At 69.9% G+C, this 13,422-nt stretch carries 11 protein-coding genes; 7 read left to right on the top strand and 4 right to left on the bottom strand.

Annotation, left to right across the window (positions count from 1 at the left end; genetic code table 11):
• Window positions 1-113: 113 nt before the first annotated feature.
• Both ACWGDB_RS31830 and ACWGDB_RS31825 read right to left on the bottom strand, forming a co-directional pair.
• Window positions 114-779 (bottom strand): TetR/AcrR family transcriptional regulator, encoded by a 666-nt coding sequence (locus ACWGDB_RS31830; RefSeq protein WP_453825604.1) that lies wholly within the window; start codon window positions 777-779, stop codon window positions 114-116.
• Window positions 776-2,071, bottom strand: a complete 1,296-nt coding sequence (locus ACWGDB_RS31825; protein ID WP_453825603.1) for a PucR family transcriptional regulator — start codon at window positions 2,069-2,071, stop codon at window positions 776-778. Before ACWGDB_RS31825 ends, ACWGDB_RS31830 begins: the two co-directional genes overlap by 4 nt.
• 188 nt (window positions 2,072-2,259) lie before the next feature.
• Between ACWGDB_RS31825 and ACWGDB_RS31820 the strand changes: the two genes are divergently transcribed.
• From ACWGDB_RS31820 to ACWGDB_RS31790, 7 genes are all read left to right on the top strand, one after another.
• A complete protein-coding gene (locus ACWGDB_RS31820; protein WP_453825602.1) occupies window positions 2,260-3,018 on the top strand; it encodes an ABC transporter ATP-binding protein in 759 nt (252 codons plus the stop codon).
• On the top strand, window positions 3,015-3,824 hold the full coding sequence (locus ACWGDB_RS31815) for an ABC transporter ATP-binding protein (protein ID WP_453825601.1): 810 nt from the start codon (window positions 3,015-3,017) through the stop codon (window positions 3,822-3,824). The genes ACWGDB_RS31820 and ACWGDB_RS31815 overlap by 4 nt, the downstream gene beginning before the upstream one ends.
• Window positions 3,825-3,829: 5 nt before the next feature.
• On the top strand, window positions 3,830-4,711 hold the full coding sequence (locus ACWGDB_RS31810) for a branched-chain amino acid ABC transporter permease (protein WP_453825600.1): 882 nt from the start codon (window positions 3,830-3,832) through the stop codon (window positions 4,709-4,711).
• Complete coding sequence (locus ACWGDB_RS31805) at window positions 4,708-5,817, top strand: branched-chain amino acid ABC transporter permease (protein WP_453825599.1); 1,110 nt, start codon at window positions 4,708-4,710, stop codon at window positions 5,815-5,817. The genes ACWGDB_RS31810 and ACWGDB_RS31805 overlap by 4 nt, the downstream gene beginning before the upstream one ends.
• Window positions 5,818-5,828: 11 nt before the next feature.
• A complete protein-coding gene (locus ACWGDB_RS31800; protein WP_453825598.1) occupies window positions 5,829-7,100 on the top strand; it encodes an ABC transporter substrate-binding protein in 1,272 nt (423 codons plus the stop codon).
• A 378-nt stretch (window positions 7,101-7,478) separates the two neighbouring features.
• On the top strand, window positions 7,479-9,899 hold the full coding sequence (locus tag ACWGDB_RS31795; protein ID WP_453825597.1) for a SpoIIE family protein phosphatase: 2,421 nt from the start codon (window positions 7,479-7,481) through the stop codon (window positions 9,897-9,899).
• 216 nt (window positions 9,900-10,115) lie between these two features.
• Window positions 10,116-11,168, top strand: coding sequence for a catalase family protein (locus ACWGDB_RS31790; protein ID WP_453825596.1), 1,053 nt, complete (start codon window positions 10,116-10,118; stop codon window positions 11,166-11,168).
• 24 nt (window positions 11,169-11,192) lie between these two features.
• Here the strand turns inward: ACWGDB_RS31790 and ACWGDB_RS31785 are convergent, their stop codons facing one another.
• Together ACWGDB_RS31785 and ACWGDB_RS31780 are read right to left on the bottom strand one after the other, a co-directional pair.
• Window positions 11,193-11,525 carry a putative quinol monooxygenase gene (locus ACWGDB_RS31785; RefSeq protein WP_453825595.1) on the bottom strand — a complete coding sequence of 111 codons (333 nt, stop codon included), beginning with the start codon at window positions 11,523-11,525 and terminating at the stop codon, window positions 11,193-11,195.
• Window positions 11,526-11,707: 182 nt separating this feature from the next.
• Window positions 11,708-13,369, bottom strand: a complete 1,662-nt coding sequence (locus ACWGDB_RS31780) for an IclR family transcriptional regulator domain-containing protein (protein WP_453825594.1) — start codon at window positions 13,367-13,369, stop codon at window positions 11,708-11,710.
• Window positions 13,370-13,422: the final 53 nt, after the last annotated feature.

The raw sequence follows: 13,422 nt of genomic DNA, 5'->3' as shown, positions 1-13,422 counted from the left end.
CCCCGGCGTCGAGCGCCCGATGTTGCCCTGGCCCAGCAGCCGGTGCCCGCTGTCCAGGAGTCGGTGGTTCGTCGCTGCGTCGGTTCCTGTCGCCCGGCCACGTGCGGGGCGTTTCACCCGGGCGGTGCCGTCAGATGGATCAGGATGCCGCACACCTCGTCCACGATCTCCAGCGCCTCCGTCTCGTCCCCGCAGTCGCCCAGCTCGCGTGCCGCACCGCCGATCACGGTGGTGAGCACTCTCACCCGCACCCGGCCGGCACGCCGCTTCTCGTCGACCTCCAGGAGCCGGGCGTTGCGCCGTACCCACGCGCGGTCCCACTGGCGGCGCAGGGCGTCGAAGCCCGCGGGGCCGTCGTCCCCCGCGATGAGTCTGCCGAGCCGCCGGTTGTCCCAGGCACCCTCCAGGTACGCCCTGGCTCCCGCCACGAAGAGGGCGAGGGGGTCGTCCACGCCACGGCTCCGCTCGGCGGTCAGCGTGGCCGCGGTCCGGCGCTCCTGTTCCTCCCGGAACTCCTCCCAAAGGGCGAGGTAGAGCCCCCGCTTTCCGCCGTAGTGCTGGAAGAGGCTGCCCACCGGGATGCCGGAGCGCGCCGCGATCTCGGCGAGACCGGCGTCGGCGAAACCGCGTTCGGTGAACACCTCCAGCGCGGCGTCAAGAAGCGCACCGCGGACCGTTCGGTGCTGCCCGGTGGCCGGCTCCGGGTGGTCCATTCCCTCCTGCCCGTCCGCCGGCTGACGCAGCGCCTCGGTCCCGGCAGTCTCCACGATGCCGCTCACCCGCAATCCCCACCTTCCCCGGCGCCGTCGCGGATGGCGAGGGCGACCAGCAGTTCCAGGAGGTCGGCGATCCGGCGCGGATTGCGCCCGGTGCGTTCCTCGATCCGGCGCAACCGGTAGTGCGCCGTGTTGTGGTGCACCCGCAGCCGGTCGGCGGCCAGCCGCAGGTTGAGGTCGGCCTCCGCGAAGGCCCGTATGGTGGCCGCCAGCGTGTCGCCACGTCTGCGGTCCTCCTCCAGCAGCGCACGCACGCGGGGATCGACCAACTGCCGGGCGAGGTCGTCCGCGCGCAGCGCCAGGTAGTCGAACGGGGACAGACGCGGCAGTGCCGCCACCCCGCCCCCGCTCGGCACCAGGTCGAGAGCGGCCCGTGCCTCCTCGTAGGCGCGCGGCAGTTCGCCGGCGCCCTGGGCGACCGTGCTGATGCCCATGGACAGCATGGTTCCCTCTCGCCCGAGCCGTTGCTGCACCGCCTCGAAGTGGGCGCAGATGTCCTCCGCGTCCATGCCGGTGCGGACCACGGGCACGGCCACCACCTCACCGTGGCGTACGACTACCAGGGTCCGGCCGGCCCAGGGACCGGCCACGCCGATGGACGCGCTGGTCGCGTAGCCCTGCTCGGCCGAGGTGAGGTCGCCGGTGCGGGAGTCGCCGACGCACACCGCCACGACCGCCATCATCGGCGAGTGCCGTCCGATGCCGTAAGCCTGCGCCGCGGCGAGCAGCGGACCGCGCGTCGGTGCCGCGCCGGCCAGGAGCTGGTCCAGGAGATCCCGGCGCTCCCGGTCCGCGTCGGCCACCACATGCTGCTGGTACTCGACATAGGCCTGCGCGGCATGCGTGCTGGCGTAGTCGACGTACCGCATCAGCGGTGTGACGAGGGACAGCGCGGCCTGCTGCGCCTCGGCGGAGGTACCCGCGCAGTCCAGCAGTTCGTCCCACAACACCTGCCGGCCGACCCGGAAGGCACTGATCCAGTCCTCCAGGGCGAACCCCGCGCGTGCTCTGCGCATGGCAGCCGCACGGCTGAAGACCAGGTCTTCGGGGGCGATGTCCTGGTCGCCGGCCAACGCCGCCAGCTGCATCCGGTAGTGCGTGAGGACCTGGTCCCGAACGTCGTCGAAGAACCGCTCGTCCTGCAGCGCGTACGACGGGATCTCCGTGCGCATCACCGCGACGGCGGTCTTCGTCACGTCCTCGAGCCGGTCGTGGACGGTGTGCAGGATCCGGTGCCGCTCCCGGCTGAGGGGTTCGGAGAGTGCGGGGGCGCCCAGGGCGGGTCCGCGAGGCATGGCGCCGATGATCGCTGGCCTCCTCGTGTCCCGTCAACAGGCCCCGTGGGCGAGTTGCCGGGGGTGTTGGGCGTGGCGCACAAGTCGATGGCCGCGAAGTTGGGTGCTCGCACCCAATGTGCGCTCGGAAGGCGCCCACTTACTGTGACGCTCGCCCACCCCCCAGCACCTCGGAAGGGGCGTCACTCATGCTCGCGGTCGACGGTATCAGCGTGCGCTTCGGCGGGATCACGGCACTCGACGGTGTCGCGTTCACCGTCGAGCCGGGCACCGCCGTGGGGCTCATCGGACCGAACGGAGCCGGCAAGACCACCTTGTTCAACTGCCTCACCAGGCGCTGCACCCCTGATGCGGGGACGGTCCGATTCGAGGACGAGGACCTGCTCGCCCTCCCACCGCACTCCGTTGCTGGGCGGGGCATCGCCCGCACCTTCCAGAACCTGGGTCTGTTCCCACGCCTCACGGTCCGGGAGAACGTCATGGTCGGCGCCCACAGCCGGGGGCGTACGGGACACCTCGCGGCGGCGTTCCGGCTGCCCCGCGTCCGACGGGAGGAGAAAGAACTACGTGACCAGGCAGACGACTTGCTACGGCGTCTCGGTTTGGCCGATGTCGCCGGCCACCCCGCCTCCGGGCTGCCGTTCGGCACACTCAAACGCGTCGAACTCGCCCGGGCGCTCGCGGTACGGCCCCGGCTGCTGCTGCTCGACGAACCCGTCAACGGGCTCAGCCACGGCGAGGTCGACCAATTCGCGGATCTGGTCCGGTCGGTGCGCGAGGACTTCGACCTGACGCTCGTGGTCGTCGAACACCACATGGGGTTCGTGATGGGTCTGTGCGACAAGGTCGTGTGTCTCGACTTCGGGCGCAAGATCGCCGAGGGCTCGCCGGAGGAGATCCAGCGTGACCCTGCGGTCATCGAGGCGTACCTGGGGGTGGCGGCATGACGGAATCCACCACCGACAACACCGAGGCCGCACAGGCGAACGGGGAGGCGGACTTCCTGAAGGTCGCCGGACTGCATGCCGGATACGGCCAGGCCCGTGTGCTCCAGGGGCTCGACTTCTCCGTCGCACGTGGCGAGGTGTGCGCGGTCCTCGGGCCCAACGGCGCGGGCAAGACAACCACTCTGCGGGCCCTGTGCGGCATGGTCCGCGGACGCGGCTCCGTGACGTTGAACGGTACGGAACTGCTGGGCCGCTCGCCCGAGCAGACCGCACGTCTCGGAGTGGCTCACGTACCCGAGGGCCGGGGCACCTTCAACGACCTGACCGTGGAGGAGAACCTGCGCATCGGCGCCCACGTGCGCGTCGGCGGGTGGAAGCGCGGCCGCGCCGAGCGTGCGGGCGTGGCCGCCGACATGGAGCGCATCTACGGCTACTTCCCCAAGCTGCGCCAGCGGTCCCGCCAGACCGCCGGCAGCCTCAGCGGCGGTGAACAGCAGATGCTCGCCATCGGCAGGGCGCTGATGCTGCGGCCCTCGCTGCTGCTCCTGGACGAGCCGTCGCTGGGGCTCGCGCCGCTGGTCACTCGCGAGCTGTTCGAGATCGTCCGTGCCGTCAACGAGGAGGAACGCACCACCGTGGTCGTCGTCGAACAGAACGCTCAGCTCGCGCTGGATGTGGCGCACCGGGCGCACGTACTGGAAGCCGGCCGCCTGGTGCTGTCCGGACCGTCCCGGGAGATCCGCGAGGACGGGCAGGTCGCCGAGGTGTACCTCGGGGTCTCCGTCCGCTCCGGACAGGGCGGGTGAGCGCCGTGACCGAACTGCTCCAGCAAGTGGTGGAAGGGGTCGGCTCCGGTGCCGTCTACGCCAGCCTGGCGCTGGCCCTGGTGCTGATCCACCGGTTCACCGGAATCGTCAATTTCGCGCAGGGTGAGCTCGCCATGATCTCCACGTACGTGGCGTGGCAACTCGTGGCGTCCGGGATGCCGTTCTGGCTGGCACTGCCGGTGACCCTGGCGGTGTCCTTCGTCGGCGGCATGCTGGTCGAACGGATCGTCATCCGCCCGGTGCAGAACGCGCCCGAGCTGACGATGGTCATCGTCACGGTCGGTCTGTTCATCTTCGTCAACGCGATGGCCGGTCTGATCTGGTCGTTCACCGTGAAGGACTTCCCGCAGCCGTTCCCCGACGGCGGGATCGACCTGGCCGGGGTGCGCGTGGACTGGTCGAGCCTCGGCATCATCGCGGTGGTGGCCGTCGTGATGGGCCTGCTGTACCTGCTGTTCCAGCACACCTCCGTCGGCCTGGTGATGCGGGCGGTCGCCTGCAACCCCGCCTCCGCCCGCCTGTCGGGCATCAGAGTGGGCCGGGTGCTGATGCTCGGCTGGGGGCTGGCCGCGACAGTCGGCGCGGTGTCGGGCGTGCTCGTCGCCCCGCTGCTGTTCCTCGAGCCCAACATGATGGGCGGAGTGCTGATCTACGCGTTCGCCGCAGCCACCCTCGGGGGCTTCGACAGCCCGGTCGGAGCGGTCGTCGGCGGCCTGGTCGTGGGCGTGGCCGAGACGCTCGCCGGGGCGTACGTGGACGTGATCGGTGCCGATCTGAAGGTGGGCGTACCCCTGCTGATCATCCTGGCCGTGCTGCTGGTGCGACCCCAGGGCCTCTTCGGACGGGCGGCGGTGGAGCGCGCATGAGCACGATCGCCGCACCACTCGGCACCGACCGCGCCCGGCGCCTGCGGGCCGCGCTCACCGCGCTGCTCGCCGCGGGCGTCGCCGTCGGCGCACCGTTCTACTTCGCCCCCTTCCAGGTCTTCCAGCTGACCATGGTGCTGCTGTACGCCGTGGCGCTGGCCGGCCTGAACCTGCTGGTCGGATTCGGCGGGCAGATCTCCCTCGGGCACGGCGCGTTCTTCGCGGCTGGGGCCTACACGGCAGCGGTCATGCTCGACCGCTACGACACCGGCCACTCGGCCACGCTGCCGGTCGCGGCCGTCGGGTGCTTCCTCCTCGGCCTCGGTTTCGGCGTGCCCGCCCTACGGCTGCGCGGGCTGTACCTGGCCCTGGTCACGCTCGCCTTCGCGGTGTTCCTGCCACCGCTGCTCAAGCGGCTCGAACCGGTGACGGGCGGCTCGATGGGCCTGACCGTGGACAAGCTGCAACCACCCGCCTGGAGCGGGCTGGCCGAGGACCAGTGGACGTATTTCGTCGTCCTCGCCGTCACCGCGGTGGCCCTGCTGCTCGCCCGCAACCTGCTGCGGTCCCGGGTCGGTCGGGCACTGCTCGCGGTGCGGGACAACGAGAGCGCCGCGGAGGTCATGGGCGTACGTCTGTCGCTGCACAAGACCCTTGCCTTCGCGTGGAGCGCGATGTTCGCGGGCGTCTCCGGATGCGTCTACACCTGGGTGATCGGCTTCGTCTCGCCCGACTCGTTCAGCTTCGTGCTGTCCATCACGCTGCTGGCCGGCCTGGTGGTCGGAGGGCTCGCCTCACTGTACGGACCGCTGCTGGGCGCGGCCTTCGTGATGTACGTGCCGAGCGTGGCCCAGGACATCAGCGAGGCGGCGCCGGGCGTGGTGTTCGGCCTGCTGATCATCGCGGTGATGTTCGTGGCGCCTACGGGACTCGCCGGTCTGGCGGGCCGTGTCCGGGGCGTCGCCGTTCGCCTCACCCGCACCACCACTCCTGTCCCCGGCGACCGGGAGCCCGACGCCGAACCCTCCGCGCCTCCCACCCCGGCGGAGCCCGCACCTGTCGATGCCCAACCCGTGGGCGCACCGCCCCGCATGGAAAAGGAATGAATCACATGCGCATGACGACCACTGTGCGCGCGGCCGCGGCCGCGTCCGCCGCCCTGCTCCTCGCCACCGCCTGCAACAGCCAGCGCGGGCAGGACGACAAGGACGCCGCCGCCGACGGCGCCTGCCAGGGCCAGCAGACCACCGGCATCACCGACAAGACCATCAAGCTGGGCGGCATCTACCCCCTGTCGGGTCCGGCCTCCGCGTACGGCACGATCAGCAAGGGCGTGAGTGCCTACTTCAAGCACGTCAACGACAAGGGCGGCATAGACGGCCGCACCGTGGAGTTCACCGTCCGCGACGACGGCTACCAGCCGCCCAAGGCGGTCGAGGAAGCGCGCAGACTCGTCGAGCAGGAGAAGGTCTTCGCCGTCTTCCAGACCCTGGGCACCCCGTCCACGGCCGCCGTGTGGGACTACCTCAACAAGCGGAAGGTGCCGCAGCCCTTCGTCGCCACCGGCGCCTCCGTCTGGGGTACCGACGGCGACCACCCGTGGACCACCGGCTGGCAGCCCAACTACATCGCCGAGGCACGGGTGTACGCCAAGTACCTGAAGGAGGAGAAGCCGAAGGCGAAGGTCGCCGTGCTCTATCAGAACGACGACTTCGGCAAGGATCTGCTCGGTGGGTTCGAGGCGGCCCTCGCAGGCAGCGGCATCAAGGTGGTCGCCGAGGAGAGCTACGAGGTCACCGACCCCTCCGTCTCCGCGCAGATGACAAGCCTCGCCCGGTCCAAGGCGGACGTGCTGCTCAACGTCACCACGCCGAAGTTCGGCAGCCAGGCCCTCGCCGCCGATGCCAAGAACACCAAGTGGAACCCGCTGCACATCGTGAACAACGTGTCCTCGTCAGCCACCGTGCTCAAGCCCGTCGGATTCAAGAACGTCCAGGGAGTGGTCTCGGCGACCTACTTCAAGGACCCCGCCGACCCGCAGTGGGCCGACGACGCGGAGATGAAGACGTACCAGGAGGCGCTGCGCAAGTACGCACCCGACTCCGACCCGGCCAACCAGTTCAACGCCTACGGCTGGGCCGCCGCCTCCAGCTTGCACAAGGCTCTGGACGCGATGAAGTGTCCGACCAGGGAGGGGATGCGGGACGCGGTGCGCAACCTCAAGGACGTCAAGGTGGACATGCTGCTGCCCGGTGTCACCCTCTCCACCGGGCCCGATGACGCCTTCCCGATCGAGACGATGCAGCTGATGCGGTTCAAGGGCGAGCGGTGGCAGCTGTTCGGTGAGCCGGTGGACACCCGCAAGGAGTTCGGCCCGCTGGCGAAGTGAGCCGGCGGGGCGGCCCCGGTCGATGCCCTGACCTCTGAAAGGGTGTCGGCCGGTGGCCGCGACGCATTGGTCCTTCCGTGCCATTGGCAGACTGCTGGACCTGGGGAAACGGCACATCCGCGAACACGCCCGCACCGCGTACATCCATGTCAACCTGCCTGCCGTAGTCCCTCGCGCCCGCCACGCCGCGCCACGCCGCGGACAAGGCGCGTCCTCCGCCGGGATTCAATAGGCTGACATGGTCAGCAGGTCAACGTGCATTCGGGAACACCGAGCCACCGCCACGGACGCCGTCATGCCGATCACCGGCCGCGGTCAGGACCCGCGGCAGACCATCGGTGACCGTGTACACGGTTGCGTCCAGCGGTGGAGAAGCGGATGACGGAGCTCAGCGAAGGCCACGACGATCCGTTCGGCCTGCATCTCGCCGCCTTGGCGGTGCTCGACGATCGGGGGGTCGTCGTCGGATGGAACCGGCGGGCTCAGGAACTGCTCGGCCATCCGGACACAGCCGTGATCGGTCGCCCGGCACTCGAGGTTCTGGTCGATCCTCGTGATCGGCCGGCTGCCACCGAGGCCGCGGTGACCTGCAGAAGTGCCGGCGGCTGGTTCGGCGTCCTCACCTTGCGGCACCGCGACGGGCGGCTCGTGGAGCTGGGGCTCAGGGCCCAGGAGCTGTCACGCGATGGCCGGGACCGTGAGTGGTTTCTTGCGGGGGCACCCGCGGCTGACGTCCTGGAATGGCAAGGGGACCGCGCGGTTCTCGACGGGCTGTACCGCCAGTGCCCGATCGGTCTGGTCATCCACGGCCCCGACCTGAGGATTCTCCGGGTCAACCGGGCCATCGAACGCTTCACCGGCGTCCCGGCAGACGACTTTCAGGGGCTGCCCACCGGGCGGATGCTCCTCCCTGACGACGCACGCAAGGCTGTGGACCGGGTGCGCCAGGTGATGGAGACCGGAAGACCCCTGGTCTACTCCGAGCAGTTCGTTCGCCTGGAGCGGGACCCGGCACGAGAGCGGGTCGCGTTGGTCTCGTCCTTCCGGATGGAGGAGCCCTCCGGTCGTATCCTGGGTGTGGCCGAGTTGATCGAGGACATCACCGAACGTCATCGGGCACAGCGCCGGCTCGCGCTCCTCGACCAGGTCGGCAGTCGTATCGGAACCACTCTCGACGTGGCCGAGACCGCCCGGGAACTCGCCGAGGTGATGGTGCCTCACCTCGCCGACCATGCGTCGGTGGACCTGCTTGAGCCGGTGACTCGCGGTGAGGAACCGACGCGCGCCCTGGCAGGGCCTCTGGTGCGACTGGGGGCCTGCAGCGTCGGTGCCCAGCAGCCCGGCCCGCCCCACCCCCACGGCGAGCCCGTGGAGTTCGGGCCCGACACACCTCAGGCCGGATGCCTGGCCGAGGGACGACCTGTCCTGGAGCCGGTTCTCCCGCCCGACTGGTTCTCGGCGGTGGGCCATCAGGGGGCCCATGCTCCCGATCCGGGCACCCACTCCTTGATCGTGGTGCCTCTTGCCGCGCGTGGCATGGTGCTCGGTGTCATGACACTGTGGCGTTCACGCCGCCCCGATGCCTTCGAGGCGGACGATCTCACCCTTGCTCAGGAACTCGCCTCGCGCGCCGCCGTCGCCATCGACAACGCCCGGCGCTTCACGCAGCATCAGCAGACCGCGTTCGCGTTGCAGAGCAGCCTTCTGCCCCGGGCGATTCCGGATCAGTCGGCTTTCGAGGTGGCCCTGCGGTACCTGCCGGCCAGCGCGGGCCCAGGCCTTGGCGGCGACTGGTTCGACGTCATTCCCCTGTCCGGGGCCCGGGTCGCCCTCGTCGTCGGCGACGTGGTGGGGCGCGGCATCCATGCTGCCGCCACCATGGGCCGGCTGCGCACCGCGGTCCATACGCTCGCCAGCCTCGACCTGGAACCGGACGAGGTCCTCTCCCGCCTCGACGACCTGGTCAACCTGGTGGCGGCCGAACAGGAAGCAGTCGGCGAACGGCCCGTGGGTGAGCAGGTCGTGGGAGCCACGTGCCTGTACGCCGTGTACGACCCGGTCTCCGGACGCTGCTCTGTGGCCCGCGCCGGTCATCCACCGCCGGTGGTGACCGCTCCGGACGGGCAGGTGGCTCTGCTCGACCTGCCCGCCGGCCCACCGCTCGGCCTGGGCGGCCTGCCGTTCGAGGCCCGGGACATCGAACTGGCCGAGGGCAGTCTGCTGTGCCTGTACACCAACGGAATCATCGGTGAACGCCACATCGATGCCGACGTCGGCCTGACGAAGCTGTGTGCAGCGCTCACCCGCCCTGCCGACACGCTGGAACGGACATGCCAAGCAGTGGTCGACGCGCTGGTCCCCTCGCTCCCCAGTGACGACGTCGTATTGCTGATCGCTCGCACCCGCATGCTGCCCCCGGAGAACGTCGTTTCCTGGCATCTACCCCCGGAGCCTGCCAGCGCCGCCCGGGCCAGGGCATTGACCTCGGCCAAGCTGACCGAATGGGGTCTGGAGCACCTGGCGTTCACCACCGAGTTGATCGCCAGCGAACTGGTCACCAACGTCTACCGCTACGCCGACGGTCCCGCGACCCTACGGCTGATCCGTGAACGGAGCCTGGTGTGCGAGGTCAGCGACACCAGCCACACCTCACCACACCTGCGCCGCGCCCGTACGACCGACGAGGGCGGGCGCGGGCTGTTCCTGGTGGCCCAGATGACCGAACGGTGGGGCACCCGCTACACCCGCGAGGGCAAAACCGTGTGGACCGAACAACCGCTGACCGGCACGCCGGCCTGACCAGTCACCACCACCGCTCGGATCCGGGCGGGTGCGGTGCCCCGGACACGGTTTCCCTCATCGGCGTGTGATTCATCACAGGACGTTAGGTTGTGCACAATTTAATTGCTGGCTAGGTTTTGGGAATCAACGGCACTGTCACAGGGAGGCAGCACCATGGATCCCGTCCGCTATGAGGATTACCGACCCGTCGAACGCCCTTCATACCAAGCGGAGTTGGAAGCGGTCGTCGCACAGGTGGCACAGCGCACCGGTGCCTCGGTCGAGCGCGAGGCCGTCGGCCGCGCCGTCCGCACCGCCCACGGAAAGACGTACGGACTCCTCAAGGCCACCGTCACGGTCGGTGACAACCAGGGCTTCCACGGGCAGGGCGTCTTCGCCCGGCCCACCGTGTACGACGCCGTCGTCCGCTACTCCAACGGTCTGGGCCACCAGCGTCCCGACCACCAGCTGGGCGCAGCGTGCGGGATGGGCATCAAGCTGTTCGGGGTCCCCGGCCGGTCACTGCTGACCGATGAACCGGACGCCGGTACCTTCGACCTCAACCTGATCAACAATGACGTCTTCTTCGCGAACACCGCCCACGACTACATGGTCATCGAGGAGCTGTTCGCGGAGCTGCCCGAAGGCCTGGCGAACCCCGCCCGCCGCAAGACCTGGATGGCGGAGTTCCTGACCCGCCGGAGCACGCTCACCGATCCCGACGGCTGGCTGTGGGACGAACTGTTCGCCATGCTCTCGTTCACCACCGTCCCGCGCAGGAACCTGCTGTCGTACACCTACAACAGCATGGGGGCCTTCCGGTACGGCGACCACATCGCGAAGATCCGCACCGTGCCGGTGGCCGAGTCCCTGGCCGCCCTCACGCACCAGATCGTGGACGTGCGCGCGGACAACGAGGCGTTCCGCCGCACGCTGGTTGCCGAGGCCGCGGAGCGCGACCATTCCTTCGAGCTCCAGGTGCAGCTCAACACCGATCTGGCGCGCATGCCGGTGGACAACACCTCCGTGACGTGGCCCGAAGAGTTGTCCCCCTGGGTGACCGTCGCCCGTGTGGACCTCCCGCGTCAGGACATCGGCGGGGAGGACAACGTGGCGGCCGCCGACGCCACGTCGATCACACCGTGGCGCTCCCGAGAGGAGCACCGGCCCATCGGCGAGATCCAGCGGGTGCGGCAGGAGGTGTACCGGCGCTCGTCCATCGAGCGGCACCGCATCAATGGACAGCAGCGGAGTGAACCGGTCAGCAGCGCGCACCTGCTCGGCTGAGCCGGCCGAGCAGGCTGGCGGGCCCTACCCCTGCTCGGGAACGGCCATCTCGCCCAGCAGCGACCAGTCGTCCTGCGGAATGTTCGCGTTGACGATGCGGGGTGTCTCGGTCAGATGGGGCGGCAACGTCTGCTGCGCGGCCCTGAAGTGCGCCGACTGCACGTGAGCCGCGCCGGCTTCGTCATCGCGGAAGGCCTCGACCAGGACGTACTCCGTGGGGTCCGTCACGCTTCGCGACCAGTCGAACCAGAGGCAGCCGGGCTCCCGGCGCGTGGCTTCGGTGAAGTCGGCGGCGATGTCCGGCCACCGATCGGCATGCTCGGGACGGACTCGGAACTTGGCGGTGATGAAGATCATCAGCCTTCGTGTCTCCTCGGACGTATGTCGTCTCGGTTGCGGTCCGGCAGCAGATGTCGGAGGCCGGCGCGTGCGGATGCGTGGCGACAGGATCGTACGACGTCAGCCGCGCATGGGCAGTTCACCCGCGCCAGGGAAGTGCATGAAGCAGCACATCGTTCGGCTGCCCCCACGGTCGGTGATCAGATCACCGGGATCTTCACGAAGCGCGTCGCCGTCGCGAACTCCGTCTCGATGCGGGCCGCCGTGGCACGGAGTTGGGGGAGGAGGTCGGCGATGCACTCTTCCGGGGTGCGGCGGCTGTTGTGCATCGCCACGTTGACGGCCGCCACCACCTTCCGGTCGCGGTCGTGCACCGGTACGGCGATCGAGCGCAGTCCTTCGTCCAGTTCGCCTTCGTTCAGCGCGTAACCCTGCTCGGCCACCTGGTCCAGCAACTCCTCCAGCCGCCCGCGATCGGTGATCGTACGGCCCGTGAGGCGCTCCAACGGGCCGACGCGATCAAGGACATCCCGGCGCTCGGCAGGCGGCAGTCCGGCGAGGAGCACGCGTCCCATCGAGGTGGCGTAGGAGGGAAACCGGGTGCCCACGGTGATGTTGACACTCATGACGCGGTAGGCGGGGACGCGAGCGGTGTACCGGATGTCGCTTCCCTCCAGCACCGCCATGGAGGCGGAATCCTGAACCCGGGCCGCCAGGGCGCCGATGTGGGGCTCGGTGAGCTGGGCGAGCGAGGTCCGGGACATCGGTGGGAAGCCCAGCTCCAGGACACGCGGGGCGAGCCGGTAGCGACGGTCCTCGGCGACGACGTACCCGAGGTGTTCCAGCGTGATCAGTACGCGCCGGGCCGTGGCCCGGGGCAACCCCGTCGCCTCGGCCACACCGGTGGTCGACAGGGAATCGTGGCCCGGGCCGAAGGCTGTGATCGCAGCGAGGCCGCGGGCCAGCGACTCGACGAACTCGCGCCCGATGACCTGCTTCGACGTACCGGTCCAGGTCGCCGTCCCGACCGGCGGCTCCGACGTGGGGACGGGGATGCGGCGCAGGGCCTCCTCCATCCGCGCCACCGTTCGCTGAAGCCCGGGCAGGGTGGCGTCACGCAGAGAGGCCATGGTGTGCCGACTGGTGTGGCTGACCACGCTGACGCCGCAGACCCGGCGCCCACGCGGGTCGCGTACGGCGACGCCGAGCGCGAGCAGACCCCCGGCGATCCGCTGGTCGTCCTCGGCCCAGCCACGCCGCGCGGCCTCGGCGCAGACGTCCGGGGAGAAGAGTGCCCGCGGATCGCCCCCGGGAGGTTCGGCCGGGAATCCGTGGATCGTCGGCAGGGCCGGTTCCTCGTACCACTCGGCCCAGGTGTCGGGGGACCAGTCGGCTGCCATGAGCGCCCCGGGCGCGGCCCGTTCCACTGGCAGCAGATCTCCGATGCCGAAGCTGAAGATTCTCGCCCGGCGGTGTTTGACCTGGTGGATCATCCGCAGGCCGGTGCCGTCCGGAACGGTCAGCGACACCGACTCGTCGAGCTGGTCGGCGAGTTCGCGCACGTGCGGGCCGAGGACCTCGGGGATGCGTACGGCGTCGAGGTAGGCGTTGCCCAGTTCCATCACGCCGGGCAGGACCGTCACGTCACGGCCGTCGAGCCGTACGTATCCCATGTGGGCCAGCGTTGCGGCGATCCGGTCCACTGTGGACCGGGCCAACCCGGTGGAGTACGAGAGGTCGCGAAGGCTCAGCGTGCCGCCTGCCTCGGTCAGCGTCCGCAGCACGACGACCCCGCGGACCAGCGGGGTGATGGCCTCGGCCGGTGCCACCGGGGCGGAGGGTGAGCTGATGAGGCTGGTCATGGGCGCTCCGTGGGTCGATGGCGGATGGGGACGGGGCCGGCGGCGGGTCGGGG

The sequence above is a fragment of the Streptomyces sp. NPDC055013 genome, from assembly GCF_053608645.1.
The sequence above is the reverse complement of the archived record's forward strand: the minus strand, read 5'-3'. Positions and strand labels throughout refer to the sequence as shown.

Coding starts and splice junctions, on each gene's coding strand:
- ACWGDB_RS31800 (WP_453825598.1), top strand. CDS start 5,829: ATGACGACCACTGTGCGCGCGGCCGCGGCCGCGTCCGCCGCCCTGCTC.
- ACWGDB_RS31820 (WP_453825602.1), top strand. CDS start 2,260: ATGCTCGCGGTCGACGGTATCAGCGTGCGCTTCGGCGGGATCACGGCA.
- ACWGDB_RS31780 (WP_453825594.1), bottom strand. CDS start 13,369: ATGACCAGCCTCATCAGCTCACCCTCCGCCCCGGTGGCACCGGCCGAG.
- ACWGDB_RS31785 (WP_453825595.1), bottom strand. CDS start 11,525: ATGATCTTCATCACCGCCAAGTTCCGAGTCCGTCCCGAGCATGCCGAT.
- ACWGDB_RS31825 (WP_453825603.1), bottom strand. CDS start 2,071: ATGCCTCGCGGACCCGCCCTGGGCGCCCCCGCACTCTCCGAACCCCTC.
- ACWGDB_RS31795 (WP_453825597.1), top strand. CDS start 7,479: ATGACGGAGCTCAGCGAAGGCCACGACGATCCGTTCGGCCTGCATCTC.
- ACWGDB_RS31805 (WP_453825599.1), top strand. CDS start 4,708: ATGAGCACGATCGCCGCACCACTCGGCACCGACCGCGCCCGGCGCCTG.
- ACWGDB_RS31815 (WP_453825601.1), top strand. CDS start 3,015: ATGACGGAATCCACCACCGACAACACCGAGGCCGCACAGGCGAACGGG.